18 protein-coding genes are annotated in these 21,105 nt (G+C 62.4%); 13 read left to right on the plus strand and 5 right to left on the minus strand.

Going from position 1 to position 21,105, the window contains the following annotated elements:
• Positions 1–111 precede the first annotated feature (111 nt).
• Entirely contained in the window at positions 112–627 is a 516-nt protein-coding gene (locus tag P3T21_RS03300) for a DUF1993 domain-containing protein (RefSeq protein ID WP_429254476.1), read from the minus strand.
• 308 nt (positions 628–935) lie between these two features.
• Between P3T21_RS03300 and P3T21_RS03305 the strand changes: the two genes are divergently transcribed.
• From P3T21_RS03305 to P3T21_RS03315, 3 genes are all read left to right on the plus strand, one after another.
• Positions 936–2,495 carry a S53 family peptidase gene (locus P3T21_RS03305; protein ID WP_429254477.1) on the plus strand — a complete coding sequence of 520 codons (1,560 nt, stop codon included), beginning with the start codon at positions 936–938 and terminating at the stop codon, positions 2,493–2,495.
• Positions 2,496–2,617: 122 nt separating this feature from the next.
• Positions 2,618–4,273, plus strand: a complete 1,656-nt coding sequence (locus P3T21_RS03310; RefSeq protein ID WP_429254478.1) for a S10 family peptidase — start codon at positions 2,618–2,620, stop codon at positions 4,271–4,273.
• 714 nt (positions 4,274–4,987) lie between these two features.
• A complete protein-coding gene (locus tag P3T21_RS03315) occupies positions 4,988–5,257 on the plus strand; it encodes an RNA-binding protein (protein ID WP_429254479.1) in 270 nt (89 codons plus the stop codon).
• A gap of 83 nt (positions 5,258–5,340) precedes the next feature.
• Here the strand turns inward: P3T21_RS03315 and nadE are convergent, their stop codons facing one another.
• Positions 5,341–6,192, minus strand: a complete 852-nt coding sequence (gene nadE, locus P3T21_RS03320; RefSeq protein ID WP_429254480.1) for an ammonia-dependent NAD(+) synthetase — start codon at positions 6,190–6,192, stop codon at positions 5,341–5,343.
• 274 nt (positions 6,193–6,466) lie between these two features.
• On the opposite strand from nadE, the gene P3T21_RS03325 reads away from it, so the two are divergent.
• Positions 6,467–7,585 (plus strand): L,D-transpeptidase, encoded by a 1,119-nt coding sequence (locus P3T21_RS03325; protein WP_429254481.1) that lies wholly within the window; start codon positions 6,467–6,469, stop codon positions 7,583–7,585.
• A 141-nt stretch (positions 7,586–7,726) separates the two neighbouring features.
• On the opposite strand, the gene P3T21_RS03330 is transcribed toward P3T21_RS03325, so the two are convergent.
• Together P3T21_RS03330 and P3T21_RS03335 are read right to left on the minus strand one after the other, a co-directional pair.
• The gene (locus tag P3T21_RS03330) at positions 7,727–8,608 is read right to left on the minus strand and encodes a DMT family transporter (RefSeq protein WP_429254482.1); all 882 of its coding nucleotides are present in this window, start codon (positions 8,606–8,608) and stop codon (positions 7,727–7,729) included.
• 97 nt (positions 8,609–8,705) lie between these two features.
• Positions 8,706–10,262: an ABC1 kinase family protein gene (locus tag P3T21_RS03335; RefSeq protein ID WP_429254483.1), complete on the minus strand. Its 1,557-nt coding sequence runs from the start codon at positions 10,260–10,262 to the stop codon at positions 8,706–8,708.
• 155 nt (positions 10,263–10,417) lie between these two features.
• Here P3T21_RS03335 and P3T21_RS03340 point away from each other — a divergent pair, with 155 nt between their 5' ends.
• Positions 10,418–11,173: a DeoR/GlpR family DNA-binding transcription regulator gene (locus P3T21_RS03340; RefSeq protein WP_429254484.1), complete on the plus strand. Its 756-nt coding sequence runs from the start codon at positions 10,418–10,420 to the stop codon at positions 11,171–11,173.
• A 51-nt stretch (positions 11,174–11,224) separates the two neighbouring features.
• Here the strand turns inward: P3T21_RS03340 and P3T21_RS03345 are convergent, their stop codons facing one another.
• Positions 11,225–12,337, minus strand: a complete 1,113-nt coding sequence (locus tag P3T21_RS03345) for a 2-aminoethylphosphonate--pyruvate transaminase (RefSeq protein WP_429254485.1) — start codon at positions 12,335–12,337, stop codon at positions 11,225–11,227.
• A 331-nt stretch (positions 12,338–12,668) separates the two neighbouring features.
• On the opposite strand from P3T21_RS03345, the gene phnS reads away from it, so the two are divergent.
• The 8 genes from phnS (at position 12,669) to P3T21_RS03385 (ending at position 20,783) form a co-directional block, all read left to right on the plus strand.
• On the plus strand, positions 12,669–13,757 hold the full coding sequence (phnS, locus tag P3T21_RS03350; RefSeq protein ID WP_429254486.1) for a 2-aminoethylphosphonate ABC transporter substrate-binding protein: 1,089 nt from the start codon (positions 12,669–12,671) through the stop codon (positions 13,755–13,757).
• A 50-nt stretch (positions 13,758–13,807) separates the two neighbouring features.
• On the plus strand, positions 13,808–14,908 hold the full coding sequence (gene phnT / locus P3T21_RS03355) for a 2-aminoethylphosphonate ABC transport system ATP-binding subunit PhnT (RefSeq protein WP_429254487.1): 1,101 nt from the start codon (positions 13,808–13,810) through the stop codon (positions 14,906–14,908).
• Positions 14,886–15,809 carry a 2-aminoethylphosphonate ABC transporter permease subunit gene (locus P3T21_RS03360; protein ID WP_429254488.1) on the plus strand — a complete coding sequence of 308 codons (924 nt, stop codon included), beginning with the start codon at positions 14,886–14,888 and terminating at the stop codon, positions 15,807–15,809. The genes phnT and P3T21_RS03360 overlap by 23 nt, the downstream gene beginning before the upstream one ends.
• Positions 15,799–16,662: a 2-aminoethylphosphonate ABC transport system, membrane component PhnV gene (gene phnV, locus P3T21_RS03365; RefSeq protein WP_429254489.1), complete on the plus strand. Its 864-nt coding sequence runs from the start codon at positions 15,799–15,801 to the stop codon at positions 16,660–16,662. Before P3T21_RS03360 ends, phnV begins: the two co-directional genes overlap by 11 nt.
• Positions 16,663–16,738: 76 nt before the next feature.
• Positions 16,739–17,485, plus strand: a complete 747-nt coding sequence (locus P3T21_RS03370) for a phosphonate utilization associated transcriptional regulator (protein WP_429254490.1) — start codon at positions 16,739–16,741, stop codon at positions 17,483–17,485.
• A gap of 22 nt (positions 17,486–17,507) precedes the next feature.
• A complete protein-coding gene (gene phnA / locus P3T21_RS03375; RefSeq protein WP_429254491.1) occupies positions 17,508–18,767 on the plus strand; it encodes a phosphonoacetate hydrolase in 1,260 nt (419 codons plus the stop codon).
• Positions 18,764–20,218 carry a phosphonoacetaldehyde dehydrogenase gene (gene phnY / locus P3T21_RS03380; protein WP_429254492.1) on the plus strand — a complete coding sequence of 485 codons (1,455 nt, stop codon included), beginning with the start codon at positions 18,764–18,766 and terminating at the stop codon, positions 20,216–20,218. Before phnA ends, phnY begins: the two co-directional genes overlap by 4 nt.
• 4 nt (positions 20,219–20,222) lie before the next feature.
• Positions 20,223–20,783, plus strand: a complete 561-nt coding sequence (locus tag P3T21_RS03385; RefSeq protein WP_429254493.1) for a phosphonate degradation HD-domain oxygenase — start codon at positions 20,223–20,225, stop codon at positions 20,781–20,783.
• Positions 20,784–21,105 lie beyond the last annotated feature (322 nt).

The raw sequence follows: 21,105 nt of genomic DNA on the forward strand, positions 1-21,105 counted from the left end.
TGCGCCATCGCCGCCTGATGAATTCAGACGACGATGGCAACACACGCGTCACAGGCGGCGACGTTTGCAAAAGCGTCGCCGCGTTGTGTGGTGTCACGCAGATCGGCCGGATCAGCCGAGTGTGCTGCGGCCAAGGAAATCGAGCTTGCCCAGATCGACGCCGTTATGACGCAGGATGTCGTAAGCGGTCGTCGTATGGAAGAAGAAATTGGGCAGCGCGAAATGCAGCAGATAGCCAAGCCCGACAAACTCAACCGGACCCGTGCGCATCTTTAGCGTGATGGGACGCTCTTCTGATCCGTCGATCTGCTCGGGCTTGAATTCCTTCAAATAATCGATCGTCTTCTGGATACGGGCATCGAGTTCGTCGAATGTCTGTTCGAAGTCCTCGTACTTCGGCGCTTCGACACCCGCGAGGCGAGCGGCGCAGCCTTTCGCCGTGTCGGTCGCGATGCAGACCTGACGCTTCAACGGCAGCATGTCGGGAAAGAGGCGGGCGCCGGTGAGGACGAGCGGGTCGATCTGTTTTTCTGCGGCGTGCGCCTCGGCTTTGCCGAGAAACGTCTGGAGGTTGGTCAGGCCGCGCACGAGCACGGGCACGGATGCTTGATACATTGAAATGGACATGGGAAGGTTCCTCGGATTCTTCGATCGGGCGCATGTACGGCGCGCGAGGCAACGGACGCGCTGGTTAGCGCGCCGCGCAATCATAGCGCGATCACGGACATCCTACCGACGGCGCTCGCCGTTGCAAACTGGCCGGATGGCCGAGTGTGACGGCGACAGGAACTGTGTTTGAATGGATTTGTCGGACGGTTCAGCGATGTCGTTGAAACACAGGCGCCGTGCGGGTTCCAATGCAGGCCCGCAGGCGTCTCGAAGTCCACTGTGCCAACGCGCGGCGTGATGTCCGTGCACGGAGGAGGATCAATACCATGGCAAAACATCCACTGGCTGGAAGCGATCGGGCGGTACAGGCGGGCTCGAAAGTCGTTGGCAGTTGCAACCCGGCGGAAACCATTGAGGTCGTTGTCATGCTGCGTCGCCAGGGCGGGCAGCAGTTTCAGGCGCTGATGACAAAAATCGAGTCGGGCGACCCGAAAGTGAAACCTGTGTCGCGTGAGGAATTCGCGAAGCAGTTCGGTGCCGCGCCCGATGACGTCGCAAAGCTGAAAGCGTTTGCCGCGGCACATGGCTTGAATATCGTGCGCGAGGATCCCGCGGCGGCGACCGTCGTGCTGACTGGCACGATCGCGCAGTTCCAGAGCGCATTCGATGTCCACCTGCAGCATTTCGAACATCATTCGATGGGCCAGTATCGCGGGCGCACGGGCGTCATCAGCGTGCCTGACGATCTGCAAGGCGTTGTCACGGCGGTGCTCGGGCTCGACAACCGCCCGCAGGCGCGGCCGCACTTTCGCATTCGCCCGCCGTTCGTGCCGGCACAAGCGCATCAGGGCGCCTTCACGCCGTTGCAACTGGCGTCGCTATATGACTTTCCGCCGGGAGACGGCAAGGGCGAGTGCATCGCCATCATCGAACTTGGTGGCGGCTATCAGTCGGCGGATCTGAACGCCTATTTTTCGGGGCTCGGCGTGGCGACACCGAAGATCGTCTCTGTCGGTGTTGACCAGGGCAGCAACCAGCCGAGCGGCGATCCGAACGGACCCGACGGCGAGGTCACGCTCGATATTGAAATCGCGGGAGCCATCGCACCGGGCGCGACGATCGCCGTTTATTTCACCGCGAACAGCGACGCTGGCTTTATTGATGCTGTGAGCCGCGCAGTGCATGACACGACCCACAAGCCGTCGGTCATATCGATCAGCTGGGGCGGCCCGGAAACGATCTGGACCGCGCAGTCGCTGAACGCCTTCAATGGCATTTTGCAGGCCGCCGCGACAATGGGGGTGACGGTTTGCGCGGCGTCGGGCGACAGCGGGTCGTCCGATGGCGTGGGCGATGGCGGCGAGCATGTCGATTTCCCTGCGTCGAGCCCCTACGTGCTTGCGTGCGGCGGCACGCATCTGCAGGCTTCCGGCACGTCGATTACACAGGAAGTGGTATGGAATGACGGCGTGGACGGCGGCGCGGGCGGGGGCGGCGTGAGTACCGCATTCCCCGTGCCGGCGTGGCAGAAGGGGCTGTCGGCTACGGCCGCGCATGGCGGCAAAACGGCCCTCGGCGGACGCGGCGTACCCGATGTCGCCGGTGATGCATCGCCTGCCACGGGCTACGACGTATTGATTGACGGCACGCGGACAGTAGTCGGCGGCACGAGCGCGGTGGCGCCGCTCTGGGCTGGACTGATTGCGCGCATCAACGCAGCAAAAGGGCAGCCCGCCGGCTTCGTGAATCCGAAGCTTTATCAGGCTCACGGTGCCTGCAACGACATCACGCAGGGCAATAACGGCAGCTTTTCCGCCGGCCCGGGCTGGGACGCATGCACCGGCCTCGGCAGCCCTAATGGTCAGAAGGTGGCGGCAGCACTATAGTTCGACCAGCGGGCCGGTGGTCAGTCAGGTCGATAGCGTGGCGACCGGTGACCCGCTTGCGTCGATGATGGGCAGCATCTTGCACGACTTAATATGACGTCAACGAATCCGATGGAGCGATCATGACTAACCCCGAGTCAGCTTCCGGCAGTTCGCAGTCGCCGCACAATTCCCACGCCACGCAGTCGCCGATGGCGGCCGCCGCACCGCACCGGGCGGGGGACAAACCGTTCTTCGATCCGGTTGCGTATGGCAACGGCCCCGACGACTCTGTGAACGACAGCACCGAAAATGCAGCGATCACAAAGCATACGACCACGATCGGAGGTCGCCAGATCAATTACACGGCGACGGCGGGTCACCTCGTGACCGTCGACTCGAGCAGTTCCTTGCCGAGCGCCAAGATGTTCTACGTGGCGTTCACGCAGGATAACCAGAAGGAAGAAACGCGGCCCGTCACGTTCTTCTACAACGGCGGGCCCGGTTCGTCGTCGGTGTTCGTGCTGCTTGGCTCGTTTGCGCCGCGTCGCATCAAGACGTCGATGCCGGGTTTCACCCCGCCAGCGCCCTATGCGATGGAGGACAATCCCGACAGCCTGCTGGACAGGAGTGACCTCGTTTTCATTAATCCTGTCGGTACCGGTTACTCGGCTGCGATCGCGCCGCACAAGAATCGCGATTTCTGGGGCGTGGATCAGGACGCCGATTCGATCAAGCAGTTCATCAAGCGTTTTCTGACGAAGAACAGCCGCTGGAATTCGCCGAAGTTCCTGTTCGGCGAATCGTACGGCACCGCCCGTAGCTGTGTCCTTGCGTACCGGTTGCATGAGGACGGCGTCGACCTGAACGGCGTTACGCTGCAATCGTCGATTCTCGATTACACGCAGTCGGGCAATCCGGTTGGTGTGTTGCCGACCGCAGCCGCCGATGCCTGGTATCACCGCAAGCTCGGCGTAGCGCCAACGCCGACCGACCTCGGCGCATTCGCCGAAGAAGTCGCGCAGTTTGCGCGTACCGATTACCTGGCCGCGCTACGCAAGTTTCCGACTACGGACAATGCGACAGTCGAAAAGCTCAGCGAATACACCGGGATCGACAAAACCACGCTGCTCGCGTGGAGCCTTGATGTCGCGGCCTACGACAGTCGTGGCAATTCGCTCTTCCTGACCACGCTGCTGAAGTCGAAAGGACTTGCGCTCGGAGAGTACGACGGTCGTGTCACCGGCATTGAAACGGGCATCGCGGGCAAGATCGATCCGAACTCGGGCGGCAACGATCCCACGATGACGGCCGTGACGGGCGTGTACACCACGATGTGGAACGTGTATCTGAATGAGCAGTTGAAGTTCACGTCGAATTCGTCCTTCACCGATCTCAACGATCAGGCGTTCGCGAACTGGGACTTCGGTCATATCGATCCGACTGGTGCGCAGAAAGGTCTTGATTCGAAAGGCAATATCGTCCTTTACACGGCAGGAGATCTGGCTGCGGTAATGGCGCTCAACGTCGATCTGAAAGTGCTGTCGGCGAACGGCTTCTATGACTTCGTTACGCCGTTCTACCAGACCATCCTCGATCTGCAGGAGATGCCGCTCGTCAGCAGTCAGGTCCGGCAGAATCTGTCGGCGCGCTTCTACCCGTCAGGGCACATGATTTATCTCGATGGCGGGTCCCGCACGGCGCTGAAGGCCGATCTCGCGCAGATGTATGAATCGGCAGTCGCCAATACCGGAGCAATGACGCGAATCCGGGCGTTGCAGGCGCGCAAGAAAAGTTAGGGGCGCGGGCGGCGCGCAGGTGAACGATGCCCATATAGAAACGGCGAGCTGACACAAGTCAGCCCGCCGCCTCACTTATCACTGCACACGTGCGTAACAGCGGCCACGCGCGTGACAGTCTGGCAAGAGCTCGTCACGGCACTGCCGCGTCCGGCCCTTTCTCTCGCGTTCGTCCACCGCTTGACGGCGGACGATGCCGACGCTTTGCGCTTGCTGCGCGCGCCGACCGCCCCGTAAAACAACCGTACACCCTCGACATTCAGCAGCACGCTTTGCTTCTGGCAAACTGTTACCGCTATCCCCCCGTTTCGGCCCTGTTTGGTGGGCCATGGAAAAAAACTGTTCTTGCTATTTTTTTTGTCGTTCAATCAGGTACAGTCCATTGATAATGCCTTGCAGTCATATGGGCAAGGCATGTCGGGGCTAACAGAGCGTTCCGCTTTTTGAATGGGTCTGAGAGCCTTGTCGTAGCTGGAATGCCGGTCGCCGTTCACGTCATGGCAAATTGTCGCATCGCATTTGAAGCACGTTCTGACTATCCTGACATCAGGACGAAATGCACAGGGGAGATTTGAAATGATTGTTTTTTATGTCTCAGTAGCTTTACTCGGCGCGGCGATTATCCGTCATGCGGCAGCAAAAACCAGGCGAGCGCGTCTGCAACCGGTACGTGCGCGCACCAGTGAGCGTCGCGTCCGGTAATCATGGAACGCCATGAATCTCACCGTCAGGAATATCCCGGAATCGTGTACTGAGCAGGAAGTGCGTGACTTCCTCAAGAAGGAGTTAGGACACTACGCGTCCAAAATTGCCGTGTACGAGGCGGGAACGCCGGGTGCATACGCAGTCGTTGAACTGGACGCGAATGTGCCTTACGTTGGAGAGGTCATTGCACGTCAGGTACATACGCTCCATCTGAACGGCGTCGCGCTCGAGGCGAGTTCTTCGCTATTTGGCGATGAACCTCCCGCACGGCAGAAGTGAGGTGATCCATCTCGTCCGCGTGATCATTGATTTACATCCAACGCGCTTCGTCACTCCAGTGACGAAGCGCGTTGTGTTTTCAGCTAGTTGTCCATCGGCCAGTCGAATGGCGTGTAGGGCAACGCGCGCTTGTGGCGCGTCGCCTGGTGGAAGCGGAAAACTGTCTCGTACACATCGTCGCTGACCGGTTTGCCTTCCAGAAAGTCGTCGATGTGTTCGTATGTGATGCCATACGCATCTTCGTCGGGGCGCAGTGGGCGCAGCGTTTCCAGATCCGCGGTAGCCGTCTTTGACGCGATGCCCTCGGACGCACCCAGCGCGCGAGCAACTTCACGCACCCGCCGTTTATTCAGCCCCGCGAGCGGCAACACGTCCGCACCGCCATCGCCGAACTTGGTAAAGAAACCCATTACCGATTCAGCGGCGTGATCCGTACCGATCACAACGCCCGTTCGCGCGCTCGCCACCGCGTATTGAGCGATCATCCGCTGCCGCGCCTTGATGTTGCCGTGGACGAAATCCTGCTGCGCGGGATCCGCGAACTGCGTGCCGGCCGCGATGAGCGCGGCGAGCATCGCATCGGCGGCGGGCTTCACGTCGACGGTCAGATTTTCGTCGGCGCGGATGAATGCGAGCGACTGCTGCGCGTCGTCTTCATCATGTTGTGTGCCGTACGGCAGCCGCATCGCGACAAAGCGCGCGTCATGGTTGTCCGCACGCAGGCGTTCGACGGCGAGTTGCGCAAGCCTGCCGGCCGTCGTCGAATCGACACCGCCGCTGATGCCGAGCACGTACGTCTTCAACCCGCTGTCGCGTAGATACCGCGCGAGAAAGCCGACGCGCCATTCGATTTCCTGTACCGCGTCAAAATGCTGTGTAATGTGCATTTCTTCGATTATGCGTCGCTGATACGCGGCGGGATCTTTCAGAGTCATCGATTTTCCTTTGGAACGTTTACCTGTTTTCACGTTGCGGTGATGGTGCGTCGATCGATCCAGTCACAAAACGCTGGTTAAAATCCCCTTCACCACGCTTCCGGTGCAGGCTGGCGCATCGCGATTCCGGTGCGCATTATTTGACCGGGCGTTTCCGCGTCGGCGGATTTCATATTCGACCACGATACTGGATGCGCCTGGTAACATCCTTCAGGCCCATCACGTGCTGGCTCATTGAGATTAATTCAAATGCGGGCTCGCCCGAAGAGACGAGATGAACATCGATGTATGTCCTGATCAGGCTAGCAGAAAGAGCGGAATACCGGGGACTGCAGGAAAGCCGCAACATAACTACAAGTCCGACCATTGCCACGCCTGGATTGTCCGGCTGGCAGTGGCCGGTCTGTGTGGATTGTCTTGCGTTGCCGCGCTCGCCGCTGGCTCGACGCCGGCTGCGAATGTCAGCAATGCCGCGTCGCTGACACCAGCGAACCCGTTGCCGGCCTCGTCGGCGCCGTCATCGGCAACCGCAACTGCAACCGCGTCGGCACCTGCGTCCGCAGCTTCGGCGCCGCCGCCAGCCCGAGCATCCGTCGCCCCACCGAATGCCGGCGTCGTCGTCGATCCGCGCCGCGCGCTTCTGATGCGCGACGCGTTCGCACGCGAAGTCACACGCCGGCTCAAGGTGCCAGCCGCGGAGCAGGCCGCATACGGCGCCCGCCTGCAGGCGGCGCTCGCGGCCAATGATTCTGGCGGGTTGTCCGGTGAGTATGTGGTGCTGGTCGATCGTAGTGCCAATGTGCAGGCGCTCTTCATCTACTTTCGCGCGGCGCCGGCCGACAAATGGCAAATGATCGGCGCATCGCCTGTCGCGACAGGCCGGCCGGGCGAGTTCGATCATTTCATCACGCCGCTTGGCGTCTTCGAACATACGCCCGACAACATGGATTTTCGCGCTGAAGGCACGATGAACCAGAACGGTATTCGTGGTTATGGCAAGCACGACATGCGTATTTTCGATCTGGGCTGGGCTGACGGGGAGCGGGGCTGGGGGAAGGGCGGCGTGTCGCAGATGCGCTTCCAGATGCATGCCACCGATCCCGACCGGCTGGAGCCGCTGCTGGGCATCCGTCACTCGAAGGGTTGTGTGCGCATTCCCGCGTCGCTGAACGTGTTTCTCGATCATCACGGCATTCTCGACGCCGAATACGAAGCGCTCGTTGCGTCCGGCGCGTCGCTCTGGGTGCTTCATTCTGACCGGCAGATGACGCCGTGGGCGGGGCGTTACATTGTTGTGGTTGATTCGCAGCGCAAGGCGCGACCGGCATGGTCACCGGCTCCGGGCTCCACGGCGCACAGGAAATTGCCCGCCGGCGGCGACACCGCCGATTGAGATCACGACACGCGTTCAAACCGTGCGCCCGCCGACGGTGGCCAGGCGCACCGCCGGCCGACGGGCGATTTCAACGCCCGTCGCGAGCCGCGATCGACTCCGGCCTGCTGGGGTCGCGGCGCGGGTCCCAGCGCACGACGTTCAGGACCGCGAAGACCGCGCGAGCCAGACGCCCGCAAGCGCAAAAACGAAACCGGCGATCTGGACCGGAAGCAGCTTTTCGCCGAAGCCGATATAGCCTTCGAGTGCGGCAAGCGGCGGCGCGAGAAACAGGAGCACCGTCGCGCGCGATACTTCGCCGCGCCGGACCATCCACATCAGCAGCGTGACGCTGACGCCCGATAGCATCACGATGCCCCACGCGAGCGACGCCCACAACTGCGTCGACGGGATCCAGCGGTGCTCGCCGAGTGCAAGCGCCAGCGCCGTGGCCACGACGGCCGCGCCAAAATTCTGCACGGCGCTCGCGCTGCGGATATCGGCTTTCGCCAGGGACGTCTTCTGAAACAGCGTCCCAGCCGTGATCGACACAACCGCAAGAATCGAAATCAGGACAACGAGCCACGGCGGCGCGCTCCCGCGCGGCACGGGAGCGCCTGCGGCTGCGAGCTTCGGTTCCAGCACGAGCGCGACGCCGATCAGGCCGAGCGCCATGCCGGCCCAGCCGCGCCGCGACTGTCGCTCCCCGAAGAGCGGCGCGGCGACGGCCGCGGTCAGCAGCGGCTGAAGCGCGCCGAGCAGCGCCATCACGCCCGCGCTCAGCCCCTGCGCGACGGCCCAGTAGCCCGCGCCAAGGTAGACGCCCTGCAACAACGCACCGGCCAGCAGATGCTTGCCGAGGTCGCGGCCGGTCGGCCACGTCGCGCGTGTCGCGAGCGCCACAATTGCGAACAGCACCGCGGTTCCGCCGAAGCGCGCGAGAAGAAAGAGATTCGGATCCGCAAACGGCGTGATCGCGCGGGCGACGACAAAACCCGTCGACCACAGCACGACAAAGAGCGCGGCATTGAAGGTAACCCACATCGGAAAATCGACGCCTCGTGTCCGGTAGAAGCCGGCAGTGTGGTCGACTGTAGAAGGCGCGTCTTGTTCGAGCCTGCACCCGGCCGCGTGACCGGGGCTACTGGACCAGCAATATCGCGCCAGCACCCAGTACGGCGCCGCATACCGCGCACGCCCACAGCAGCGCGCGCGTGCGCCGGTACTCTCGACCCAACTCATGCGCGAGCTCAGCGCGCTGTTGCTGGGGCGCCAGGTCGTGCTGATGCTGCAGATAGCGCACGGCGAGTTGCGGCAGGCGCGGCACGATATGCGCCAGATGCGGCAATTCCTCCGAAATGCGCTTGATCCAGCCGCGATGCCCGAGGTCGCGTCGCGCGATGTCGCCCAGCGTCCGTCGCGCGATATTCCATGTGTCGACGCCCGGATGCAGCGCGCGCGCCAGCGCTTCCGCCTGCTCGAACGAGCGCTGCGCATTCGCGAGGCGCGCAGACACGGCGCCCTCGAACGGCTGCACCGCGTGCAGCAGATGATGGAACAGCGCGCCGGCCGAGCGCTGTTCAGGCTCGTCGGCGAAATGGGCCTCTGCGCGCGTGCGCAGTTCGGCTTCGAGCACTTCGGTGCGCGTGGTGGACGGCACGTGACCGGCGTTGCGATGCAGGTCGGCGAGGCGTCCGTAGTTCTGTTCGAAGAGCGCGCTCGCGCCGTGCACGAAGAACTGCCTTTCCTGCGACGACAGGCTCGACATGATCGCGAAATCCGCCAGCACCAGCCGGCCCAGCGAGTCCGGTTCGATGCTCACGCGCACACGTTCGGCATCGAGCGCCGCGTGGAAGAAACCGTGTTCGAACGCCTGCTCGCTCACCACTTCGATGATATGGGCGGCGAGCGTCGCGAGCTTGATGTGGTGTGCGTGCAGCCCGACGACGTTGGCGACCGATAACGTTTCGATCCGCTGTACGGTCAGCGTGGTGGGCGTGCACAGATCCCAGATCACGTTCGGGACGGCGATTCGCTTGTCATTGTCGAAATGATGTCCGGTCTGGCTCAGATTGGCCGCTTCGGCGCGCAGGTCGAAGCGGCGCAGCAACTCCTGCGTGAACGACTGGGCGAGCGCCCGCAGTTCCAGGCGACGCGCTGTTCCTGAAAACTTTTCGAGCCAGCGCGCGACCCAGCGCAACAGCGCGGCTTCATCGCCGATCTGCTCGACCTCGGCAAGCCGCAGTACCTTGATCGTCACGTTGCAGTGTCCGTCGATGGGGTCGATCAACTGCGCGATATGCGTCTGCTCGGCGAAGCCGTTGCGCGCGGGTGTGAGATCGATAGAAGCAAACAGCGCAGCGAGCGGCCGCCCGAACGCAGCCACCAGCGCGCGCTCGACTTCCGGCGGCGTAAGCGGCGCCTGCATGTGTTCGACGGCGTCGATCACATCGTGCACCGTGCCAGTCGCGAGTTCAGGATGGTCGGCAAGCGCAGTGGCGAACGCACTGGCGAGTGGGCCAAGCTGAGGCAGCGCGCCATGCACACTCGCGCGTGCCGAGTCCGACTCATGCAGACGGCTGGCAAGCGTCGCGGCCCAGCGCAGCTTGTGATGCTGCGGCGCCGCGAGCCAGACGAGGCGCGCGCCGTAGCGCAGCGCGTGGAAGAGCAGCAGAAGTCGGCGAAACAGTGAGCGCATCGGCAGATCGTTTGACGGAGCGCGCATCGACGAAGCGCGGCCAGGGTGTTCAGGGTAGCAGGGAAGCGCGATGGGCGGAGCGTTCCGCCGCATCGCGTAATACAATACGCCGGCCTTCCGAACTCACGTGTGCCGTCAGCCCGGCACCCTCAGCGATGCTCGCAGAACAACGTCATCAATACATCCTGTCGCAGGTCGCCAGAAATGGCGCGTTGTCGGTAGCTGAACTCGTTCGCGAACTGAACGTTTCGCGCGAAACCATCCGGCGCGATCTCAATACGCTCGCCGGTCGCGGCCTGATCGTCACGACGCACGGCGGCGCGCTCTCGAGCGACCGGCGCGAACCCGATCTCGACACGCGCGAAGCGGCCAATGCCGGCGCCAAGCGGGCAATCGGCGAGCGCGCGGCACAGTTCCTGCCGGACGGCGCCTCCGTCATCATCGATTCGGGTAGTACGACGCAGGCCGTCGCGCGGGCGCTGACCGACCGGCACCGGCTCACCGTATACACCAACGACTGGCGGATCGCGCTGCTGCTCGGCAGGCGCAACGACAATCGCGTCACGTTGCTGGGCGGGGAACTGTCGGATCTGGAAGACGCCACGTTCGGCCTCGATACGATCCATCAGTTGAGCCAGTATCACGCGGACTTCGCGTTCATCGGCGCGGGCGGCATTTCGTCGGATGCGTGGCTCACCGATTACTCCCGCATGGCCGCCGAAGTGCGCAGCCGGATGATCGCGGCAGCGGGCATGGTGATCGTGGTCGCGGACAACTCGAAGTTCGGCCGCGTCACGCCAGTGCGGATCAACGGCTTCGAATCGGCGCGCTATCTCGTGACAGAACTCGCGCCGGATCGGGCGCTGGCGAAAGCCATCGCGACGCGCGGCCCGGAAATCCTGATCGCCTGAGCGACCCGCATTTCCAGAGCGTTGCGCCGCTTTCACCCGAAGCGGCCGCCGTTACCGCACACGCACGCCCAGTTTCTTCAGCGAGCGGTCGATGGCGGCCACCGCGTTGTGCAGTTCGTTGGCATCGATCGCGCCGATGCAACCGACGCGGAACGTTTCCACCTGAGTCAGCTTGCCCGGATAAAGTACATAACCGGCGTCGCGCACGGCCGCGTAAAAGTCCACAAAACGCCACGCCGGATCCTTCGGTGCGTGGAACGTAACGATCACCGGCGCCTGAACCTCGGGCGCAAGGAAAGGCTCGAAGCCGAGCGTCTTCATCGCGTCGACCAGCGTCCTGTAGTTCTGCTGGTAACGCGCGCCGCGCGCCGGCTGGCCGCCTTCCGTAATAAAGCGGTCGAGCGCGGTACGCAATGCGGCGACGACGTGCGTCGGCGGCGTGAAGCGCCACTGCGTCGTCTTTTGCATATACGCGTACTGGTCGTGCAGATCGAGCGCGAGCGACGGCGACTGGCCTTCACTCGCCTCCAGCACGCTGCGCCTCACGATCACGAAGCCCATGCCCGGCACGCCTTCGAGGCACTTTCCGCTCGCCGACACCAGCGCGTCGATGCCGCCTTTGCGCAGATCGATCGGCAACGCGCCGAACGAACTCATCGCGTCGACGATCAGGCTTTTGCCATGACGCTGACACAGCGCGGCGATCTCATCGAGTGGATTCAACAGGCCGGCGCTCGTTTCCAGATGCACCTGCGCGACGTGCGTGATGCGCGCGTCGTCGTTGAACGCGTCCTCGATCGCGGCGGCGGTCACCGGCTCGTCTTCGCGCAGCAAGAGCTCGACGTATGCAATGCCCATCCGCTGAAGGATCTTGATGATCCGCGCGCAGTACGCGCCGTTGTTCGGCACCAGCACGCAGCCGTTGCGCGGGACCAGCGTGCCGATGGCGGCTTCCACGGCGAACGTGCCGCTGCCTTGCATCGGCACGCACACGTAGTCACTTTCACCATGTACGATTTCGATCAGGTCGGCGCAGACGGTCTGTGTCATCCGGTTAAAGGCGGCATCCCACGAACCCCAGTCACGCAGCATGGCCTGGCGGGTTTCGGGCGAGGTCGAAAGCGGCCCCGGCGTCAACAGGATTGGATCGTTTCCGAGAATCACACAACCTCCATAGTCAGATGAAATGTGCACCTTGTGCGCACGAGCGATATGTATATTATTGGCGAATTGTGTCATTTTGTGGAATTGGTGAAAATAGTCATGCCGCTGTCACGGAAACCTGTGATCCTTGCCGTGCCCTTTCAGGCAAGGCAGGCCGCTCTGGAACACTCCGCTGGCCGGACGTCTCGCTAGAAATGAATCAGTAAGGTTGTCAGCAATCTGCAATCGGGCTGTGGCAATGCAAAAAAAGAGGCACGGCGTACGCGCCGTTTCAATCACAACTGGTATGGGGTTTTCCCGACCGTCTGGTTTTTGCCTTTCGGAGAGCGACATGACAAACAAGAATCACCTTCACACGACGGCCGGCATCGTCCGCAAACTGCTTCCGGCGCTGGTGGCCGCAGCGGCGTTCGGCGGCGCGGCGATGCAGGCGCACGCGGCCGACGCGGTGGTGCTTTACACCGCCGACGGCCTCGAGAACCTCTACAAGGATGTGCTGCCCGCGTTCGAGAAGAAGGAAGGCGTGAAGGTCAACATCGTCACGGCAGGTAGCGGCGAAGTGGTGAACCGCGCGACGATCGAAAAGGATGCGCCGAAGGCGGACGTGATCGTCACGCTGCCGCCGTTCATCCAGCAGGCGAGCCAGGCTGGCCTCCTGCAGACGTACGAAAGCGTCAACTACAAGAACGTGCCGGCGATCGCGAAGGCGTCGGACGGTTCGTGGGCGACGTTCGTGAACAACTATTTCTCGTTCGCGATCAACCCGGAAGTCACGAAGAACCAGCCGAAGACGTTTGCCGACCTGCTGCATCCGGATTTCAGCGGCAAGGTGGCGTATTCGAACCCGGCAACGGCTGGCGACGGCATGGCCGTGATCATCCTCACGACCTCGTTGATGGGTGAAGACAAGGCATTCGACTACCTGAAGAAGCTGGAACAAAGCGCCAAGTTCCATACGAAGGGCACGGGCTACCTCGACGTGCTGCTCTCGCGTAACGAAATTGCGTTCGCGAACGGCGACCTGCAGATGGACCTCGATGACGCTGCGAACGGCGGCCTGTCGCTGAAGCCGATTTTCCTCGCGCACGAAGGCGGCCAGCCGACGACGTTCCAGCTGCCGTACGCAATCGGCCTGATCAAGAACGGTCCGAACCAGGCTGAAGGCAAGAAGCTGATCGACTACCTGATGTCGACGGACGTGCAGTCGAAGGTGCCGGACATCTTCGGTATTCCGGGTCGTACGGACGTGCCGCTGGCAGGCAAGAACGGCGAGATCGTGAAGAAGGCGACGGCTGGCGTGAAGATTATTCCGGTCGACTGGACGCAGGTGATGGCGAAGAAGGCTGACTGGACGGCACGCTGGAAGAACGACGTGATCGGTTCGTCGGGCAAGCAGATCGAAGTCGTCAAGCCGAAGTAAGCTGCTGTCGTTACCTGTACCAGCACTATCAACGTTGGAGGATGAACCCGGTGAATACGGCCAGTCTTGCTCATCCAGGCGCGCTCGGCGCCGAACCGGACGCGCTCGGCGATGCGCGTTCGGACACGCCAGGTGGCGTGCAGATCGATCATCTGACGGTGCGCTTCGGTTCGCGCACGGTGCTCGACGATCTGTCGCTGACGATCCAGCGCGGCGAATTGCTGACCGTGCTGGGCCGCAGCGGTTGCGGCAAGACGACGCTGCTGCGCTTTATCGCCGGGTTCATTGAAGCCGACGGACTGGCGGGCACGCTGACGGTCGCAGGCCGCGATCTGACGCATGTCCCGCCGCATAAACGTAATCTGGGCCTGCTGTTCCAGAGCTACGCGCTGTTTCCGCATCTCTCTGTCTATGAAAACGTCGCGTTCGGGCTGAAGGCGCGTCGCACGCCGTCGAAAGACGTTGCGCGACGCGTTGCGGGCGCGCTGAAGCTCGTGCAACTTGGAGATGCCGGCCACGTCATGCCGGCGCAGCTGTCGGGCGGTATGCAGCAGCGCGTCGCATTGGCCCGCGCGCTCGTGATCGAGCCCGATGTGCTGCTGCTCGATGAACCGCTATCCGCACTCGACGCCAATCTGCGCGCGTCAGTGCGCTCTGAACTCAAGTCGCTGCATGAGCGTCTGCCGAACCTGACGATCGTCTGCGTGACGCACGATCAGGATGATGCGCTGGTGCTGTCCGACCGCACGTTGCTGATGCGCGAAGGCCGCATCGCGCAGCTCGGCACGCCGCAGCAGTTGTATGACACTCCGAACGACGCATTTGTTGCCCGCTATCTGGGCGCGGCAAACCTGCTTTCGCCGAAGGTCGCCTTCGCAATGGGCGACGCGCGTTACAACGAGCGCGACCGCGTGGCGTGTCTACGTCCGGAAAGCATGCGTATTGTTCCGCTCGGTGAAGGGCAACTTCACGGCACGATTGCATCGGTCGAATGGTATGGCGCGGTGCTGTCGGTGTCGGTCACGCTCGATGCAATGCCGAATGACCCGGTTCAGGTCCAGATGCAGCGCGGTCAGGGCATGATGCCGGAGAAAGGCGCGCGGATCTCACTGCAATACGAGGCAGACGATGTCGTCCTTATCCAGCCCTGAAGCCCTCGCCGACGCGCATCGCGCGGCCAGCGGCGCGGCGCACAGGGCGGCGATACGCCGTCGCGAACGTGCGGCGCAATGGCATCTGCTGTTTCTCGCGGTTGTCGTGCTTGGACCGCTTGTGATCTATCCGCTCGTGCGGCTCGTTTCGCTGAGCCTCACCGGGCCGCACGGATTCAGCATTCACGCCTACGCGCAGTTTTTCCAGAATCCGGAAACGCGCGGCGTGGTTGGCACGACGCTGTGGATCCTGTTCGCGAGTGCCGGGCTTGCATCGTTACTCGGTGTGGCACTGGCGTCGTTGCTGTTCTTCAAGCCGTTTCCCGGCGCGCGGATGGTGACGCGGTTCCTTGAACTGTTTGTGGCGTTTCCATCGTTTCTCGTCGCCTTCACGCTGATTTTTCTGTACGGCTCGCAGGGCTCAGTCAGCATTGGGCTGCAAAGGCTTTTCCATCTGGAGAACCCGCCGCTCAACTTTCTGTTCGGCATTGGCGGCGTGATTCTCGCCGAAGTGGTGTTCTACGCGCCGTTCGTCGTGCGCCCGACGCTCGCTTCGTTTGCGACGCTCGACATGCGGTTGATCGAAGCCGCGCGAAGCCTTGGCGCGCCCGGCTGGATGGTCGCGTTTCGCGTGATCCTGCCGCTCGCGTGGCCGGGCATCGCGGCGGGCACGATTCTCTGTTTCCTGCTGACGCTCAACGAGTTCGGCATTTTGCTCGTGCTGGGCAGTGCGCATCTGATCACGCTGCCCGTGGCGATTTATAGCTCGGCAACGGTCGATCTCGATCTGCCGACCGCAGCGGCAGGCGCGGTCGTCATGCTCGCGATGTCGCTGTCGCTATACGCGTTGTATCGCCAGGTCAATCGACACAAGGCAGGAGGCACACGCCATGGACGCTGAACTCGATCCGGTTCCGCTGCCGGCCGTGCATCACCGTGCGCGTCCGGTGAAGCGCAATGTGCTGGTGCGTTTTGCCGGCTCCGTGCTGCTCGGTCTCGCTGCGCTGCTGTGTTTCTGGCTATTCGTGTTGCCGGTGGGCGTGGTCGCGCTGTCGAGCGTGGCAGCGCACTGGTCCGGCACGATCCTGCCCGACGGCTTCAGCATGCGCTGGTTTGAACGCCTTGGCTCCAGCGATTTTGATGCGCTCACAACCAGTCTGGAAATCGGTTTCGGCGTCGCGGTGCTCGGCACGATTCTGGGCCTGTGGCTTGCACTGGCGCTTGAAGGGCGTGATCGTCGCGGACTCGGTGCGTTCGTCGATACGATCGCGATGATGCCCAACGGTGTGCCGAGCGTGGTGCTCGGCCTCGCCGTGCTGATTGCGTATCACAAGGCGCCGGTCGATCTGTCGAGTTCGGCGGCCATCGTCGTATTCGTTCAGCTCGCACTCGTGTTGCCGTTCTGCTATCGGTGTGCGAGCGCTGCGCTGCGGCCTGAACTGACCATACTGCGTGAAGCGGCGGCAAGTCTCGGTGCGCCACCCGCGATGGTGCTGCGTCGTGTGGTGTTGCCGCAACTCGTGCCTGCAATTCGCGCGAGTCTCGCGCTCGGTTTTGCGCTGTCGCTCGGCGAACTGGGCGCTACGCTGACTGTTTATCCGCCGGGCTTTGCGACGGTGCCGATTGTCGTCGTCGGACAGGTCGAGCGCGGTTATTACCTGCCGGCTTCCGCGCTTTCGCTGATTCTTCTGCTCGTTTCGCTCGCTGCGCTGCTTCTGATCGCCGCACGCGTTCCCCGCCGTCGCGTGGACTGACGGGCCGCCGCTCAATTTTTCCTGTGATGTGCCTTGTCGGTCCATCACGCATATCGATGTGGCAAAAAATGTCGAAATGACCGAAAATATGCAAACAGCTTCCGTCGATGCAATTGATGTGGTGCGCCGGCATTCGCTGACGACGCTCGTGCGTGACGCGATCGAGCGCCAGATTGCCGACGGCAACCTGGCGCCCGGCGACAAGTTGAACGAAGCCGACTGGGCTGCGCGGCTGCAGGTGTCGCGCGGGCCGGTGCGAGAGGCGTTTCGGGCGCTGGAGCAGGCGGGGCTGGTGCGCACTGAGAAAAACCGCGGGGTATTTGTGCGGACCGTGACGCTCGCGGAAGCCGACGAAATTTACGCCGTGCGCGCGGTGCTGGAAGAAGCGGCGTGCCGGATGCTGGCGGCGCGTCTCGACGGAAAACAGCTCGGGAGATTGCGCGCCTGGGTCGAGAGCATGCAAGGCGCGCTCGATACGCAGGATCAGGACGCGTACACGCGCGCGAACGTCGCGTTCCACGACACGATCGTGGCATCGGCGGGCAACGGGAAGCTGTACGAGACGTACCGGCGGCTCGTCGGCGAACTGAATCTTTTCCGTCGTGCGGCGCTTGTCGCGCACGACGATGCGATGGCGCGCTCGCTGGACGAGCACCGCGCGATCCTGATGGCGCTCGCCTCGCGCGACGCAGAGCATGCAGCCGCGCTGATGCGCGCCCATGTGAACGGCGGCCGGCAGCGCGCGCATGAAGCTTGTGAACCGGCTGGAGAACGGTCTGCGGTGCGGACCTTCCCGGCCTCGACTGATGAAGAACGCGCGTGATCGACGCGAATGGACGAAGACGATGTCAAACCAGACTCAACGCAATTTCGAAGCCAACGGCCGTCAATACGCTTTTCCGTCGACGCCGACTGTCGTCGTGTGCGTCGATGGTTGCGAATACGACTATCTGGAGGCGGCAGTCGCGGCCGGCGTCGCGCCGTTCCTTGGCAAGATGCTGCGCGGCGGCGCGGCGTTCAAGGGTGACTGCGTGATTCCGTCGTTCACCAACCCGAACAACCTGTCGATCGTATGCGGCGTGCCGCCTTCGGTGCATGGCATCTGCGGCAACTACTTCCGGGATCCGGACGCGAACGGCGGCAAGGGCGCGGAAGTCATGATGAACGACCCCGCTTATCTGCGTGCGGGCACGTTGCTGGCAGCGGCGTCGGAAGCGGACGCGAAAGTGGCGGTCGTCACCGCGAAGGACAAACTACGCCGCCTGCTTGGCTGGCAGATGAAAGGCATCTGCTTCTCCGCAGAAAAGGCGGACAGCGTGACGCGCGAGGAAAATGGCATCGACAACGTGCTCGATCTCGTCGGCCTGGCGGTACCGGACGTCTACAGCGCCGGACTGTCCGAATTTGTTTTTGCTGCTGGTATACGTCTCGCCGAAACGCAGAAGCTCGACCTGATGTATCTGTCGACCACCGATTACGTACAGCACAAGGCCGCGCCGGGCACCGAAGGCGCGAACGCGTTCTACGCGATGATGGACGGTTACCTCGCGCGGCTCGACGAACTCGGCTGGGTCGTCGCACTGACCGCCGACCACGGCATGAACGCGAAGCACGATCCGGAAACGGGTGAGCCGAACGTCATCTATCTGCAGGACGCGCTCGACGAATGGCTTGGCGCCAGTGCGGCTCGCGTGATTCTGCCGATCACCGATCCGTATGTCGTTCATCACGGCGCGCTCGGTTCGTTCGCGACGGTCTATCTGCCGCGCGATGTGAGCGCCGCGCAGGTGATCGGGCGCATGGGTGGTTTGCCGGGCGTCGAGGTCGTGCTCGATAACAAGACTGCATGCGAGCGCTTCGAGTTGCCGAACGATCGCGTCGGCGACATCGTGGTGGTCAGCGCGCGCAATGTGGTGCTCGGCACGCGACGCGAACAGCACGATCTTTCCGGGCTCACGGTGCCGCTGCGTTCGCACGGTGGTTTGTCGGAACAGACCGTGCCGTTGCTGTTCAATCGTCGAATTGAGCGTTCAGCGACTGAAGGCCGTCGTCTGCGGAATTTCGACATCTTCGATCTCGCGCTCAACCACGTGGTGAAATCATGAATGCGCTCACGTATAAGGATCATCCGGCGTTTCGTGCAGAAGCGCTGCGTCTGAAAGGCGAACGCGCATTGCGCGAGCGCACGCTCGATGTGTTTGATCCTTATACGGGGCTGCGCGTGGGTACCGTGCCGCTTGCGAGCGTAGACGACGTGCGTAGTGCGTTCGAATACGCTGCCGCGTATCAGGCGAAGCTCACACGCTATGAGCGCTCGCAGATTCTCGAGCGCGCTGCAGCGCTGCTTCGCGAGCGCGCCGAAGAAGCATCGGATCTGATCTCGCTCGAATCGGGTTTGTCGAAGCAGGATTCGCGCTACGAGATTGGACGCGTCGCGGATGTGCTGAAGTTTTCTTCGATCGAAGCGCTGCGCGACGATGGCCAGAGCTTTTCGTGCGATCTCACGCCACATGGCAGGAAGCGTCGCGTGTTTACGCAGCGCGAGCCGCTTGCCGGTGTGATCGTTGCGATCACACCTTTTAACCATCCGATGAACCAGGTCGCGCACAAGGTGGCGCCCGCCATTGCAACGAACAATCGCGTGCTGCTGAAGCCGTCGGAGAAGGTACCGCTGTCTGCGCTATATCTCGCGGACATCCTGTACGAAGCCGGTTTGCCCGACCCGATGCTTCAGGTCGTGACAGGCGATCCGCGCGAAATCGCCGATGAACTGGTGACGAATCCGCTTGCGGAACTCGTGACGTTCACGGGTGGCGTCGCGATCGGCAAGCATATTGCAGCGAGGGCAGGCTATCGACGCGTCGTGCTCGAACTGGGCGGCAACGACCCGTTGATCGTGCTCGAAGACGCCGATCTCGAACGCGCGGCGACTTTGGCTGTGCAGGGTTCGTACAAGAACTCCGGCCAGCGCTGTACCGCCGTCAAACGGATGCTCGTGCAGAAGAGCGTCGCTGCGAGGTTCACCGAAATCGTCGTGGAGAAGACGCGTGCCTGGTCGCACGGCGATCCCTTCGACTCAGCGAACCAGATGGGCACCGTGATCGACGAAGCCGCCGCGATGTTCTTCGAGTCGCGCGTGAATGAAGCGGTTGCGCAGGGCGCACGTCTGCTCGTCGGCAATCAACGTCGCGGCGCGCTATATGCACCGACCGTCGTCGATCAGGTGAATCCATCGATGGCACTCGTGCGCGAGGAAACCTTCGGTCCGGTGTCGCCAATCATCACGTTCGATACGCTCGATGACGCAATCCGGATCAGCAATGGCACGGCGTTCGGGTTGTCATCGGGCGTATGCACGAACCGTCAGGACGCGATCATTCGTTTCGTCAATGAACTGCGCGTCGGCACGGTGAACGTGTGGGAAGTGCCGGGCTACCGGTCGGAGCTGACGCCATTCGGCGGCATCAAGGATTCGGGCCTCGGCTACAAGGAAGGCGTGCAGGAGGCGATGAAGAGCTTTACCAATCTGAAGACGTTTTCGCTACCGTGGGAGTAAGAGCGTGGCATTGAGTCTGGACGACATCCGTACATTGTTCGAGCAGCACGGTGAGGTCGCCTATAGCGGCGAACCGGTCACGCAACTCGAGCATGCATTGCAAAGTGGTGCGCTGGCAGAGGAAGCGGGCGCGAGCGAAGAACTGATTGCAGCAGCGTTTCTGCACGATCTCGGTCATTTGCTGAACCAGCAGGGCGAGACACCGTCCGCGCGTGGCATCGACGACCTGCACCAGTATTTCGCGTTGCCGTTCCTGCGGCCGGTGTTGCCGGAGGCCGTGCTTGAACCGATCCGCCTGCATGTGGACGCAAAACGCTGCCTGTGCGCGATCGACGACACATACTTTGGGCAGTTGTCGGCGGATTCGGTGCGTAGTCTGGAATTGCAGGGCGGCATATATAGCAGGGAAGAGGCGCAGGCCTTTCTGGCCAAACCCTACGCAGAAGATGCGTTGCGCCTGCGCAAATGGGACGACCGCGCAAAAGAAGCAAAACGCACGACGCCGGATGTAGAGCACTTTCTACGTATCGTTGAGCGGTTGATGGAAAAGCAGGTAGCGGTCTGATCCCGGCATCCCCGATCACCGGGGATCGCATCCCCGATCGCCGTTTTGACGGCGTCTGTCCGTTCTCAAAAATAGTGCTTGCAAGGCGTGGGGGAGGTGGCTAGAATCTCGATCTTTCGCGCTTTCGGAAGAAGGCGCGGGGACGCGGGAAGCCAGTATGGGCAAGGCTTTGCGGGGCGTTGAGCGGGTGGGGAAGTTAAAAAAACCTGTTGACGACGAAGCAAATGTTCTTCATAATCTCGTTTCTCTGCTGCTGATGCAGCGACGCAGAACGAAGCGGTGCCGGAGTGGTTGCGAAGTGACGCAGCGCGGTGCGGTTTCG

The organism is Paraburkholderia sp. GAS334, from assembly GCF_050436625.1.
Lineage (GTDB): Bacteria > Pseudomonadota > Gammaproteobacteria > Burkholderiales > Burkholderiaceae > Paraburkholderia.

Coding starts and splice junctions, on each gene's coding strand:
- P3T21_RS03340 (WP_429254484.1), top strand. CDS start 10,418: ATGCTCGCAGAACAACGTCATCAATACATCCTGTCGCAGGTCGCCAGA.
- P3T21_RS03335 (WP_429254483.1), bottom strand. CDS start 10,262: ATGCGCTCACTGTTTCGCCGACTTCTGCTGCTCTTCCACGCGCTGCGC.
- P3T21_RS03325 (WP_429254481.1), top strand. CDS start 6,467: ATGAACATCGATGTATGTCCTGATCAGGCTAGCAGAAAGAGCGGAATA.
- phnY (WP_429254492.1), top strand. CDS start 18,764: ATGAATGCGCTCACGTATAAGGATCATCCGGCGTTTCGTGCAGAAGCG.
- P3T21_RS03370 (WP_429254490.1), top strand. CDS start 16,739: ATGACCGAAAATATGCAAACAGCTTCCGTCGATGCAATTGATGTGGTG.
- nadE (WP_429254480.1), bottom strand. CDS start 6,192: ATGACTCTGAAAGATCCCGCCGCGTATCAGCGACGCATAATCGAAGAA.
- P3T21_RS03310 (WP_429254478.1), top strand. CDS start 2,618: ATGACTAACCCCGAGTCAGCTTCCGGCAGTTCGCAGTCGCCGCACAAT.
- P3T21_RS03360 (WP_429254488.1), top strand. CDS start 14,886: ATGTCGTCCTTATCCAGCCCTGAAGCCCTCGCCGACGCGCATCGCGCG.
- phnV (WP_429254489.1), top strand. CDS start 15,799: ATGGACGCTGAACTCGATCCGGTTCCGCTGCCGGCCGTGCATCACCGT.
- P3T21_RS03330 (WP_429254482.1), bottom strand. CDS start 8,608: ATGTGGGTTACCTTCAATGCCGCGCTCTTTGTCGTGCTGTGGTCGACG.
- P3T21_RS03300 (WP_429254476.1), bottom strand. CDS start 627: ATGTCCATTTCAATGTATCAAGCATCCGTGCCCGTGCTCGTGCGCGGC.
- P3T21_RS03315 (WP_429254479.1), top strand. CDS start 4,988: ATGAATCTCACCGTCAGGAATATCCCGGAATCGTGTACTGAGCAGGAA.
- phnA (WP_429254491.1), top strand. CDS start 17,508: ATGTCAAACCAGACTCAACGCAATTTCGAAGCCAACGGCCGTCAATAC.
- phnS (WP_429254486.1), top strand. CDS start 12,669: ATGACAAACAAGAATCACCTTCACACGACGGCCGGCATCGTCCGCAAA.
- P3T21_RS03305 (WP_429254477.1), top strand. CDS start 936: ATGGCAAAACATCCACTGGCTGGAAGCGATCGGGCGGTACAGGCGGGC.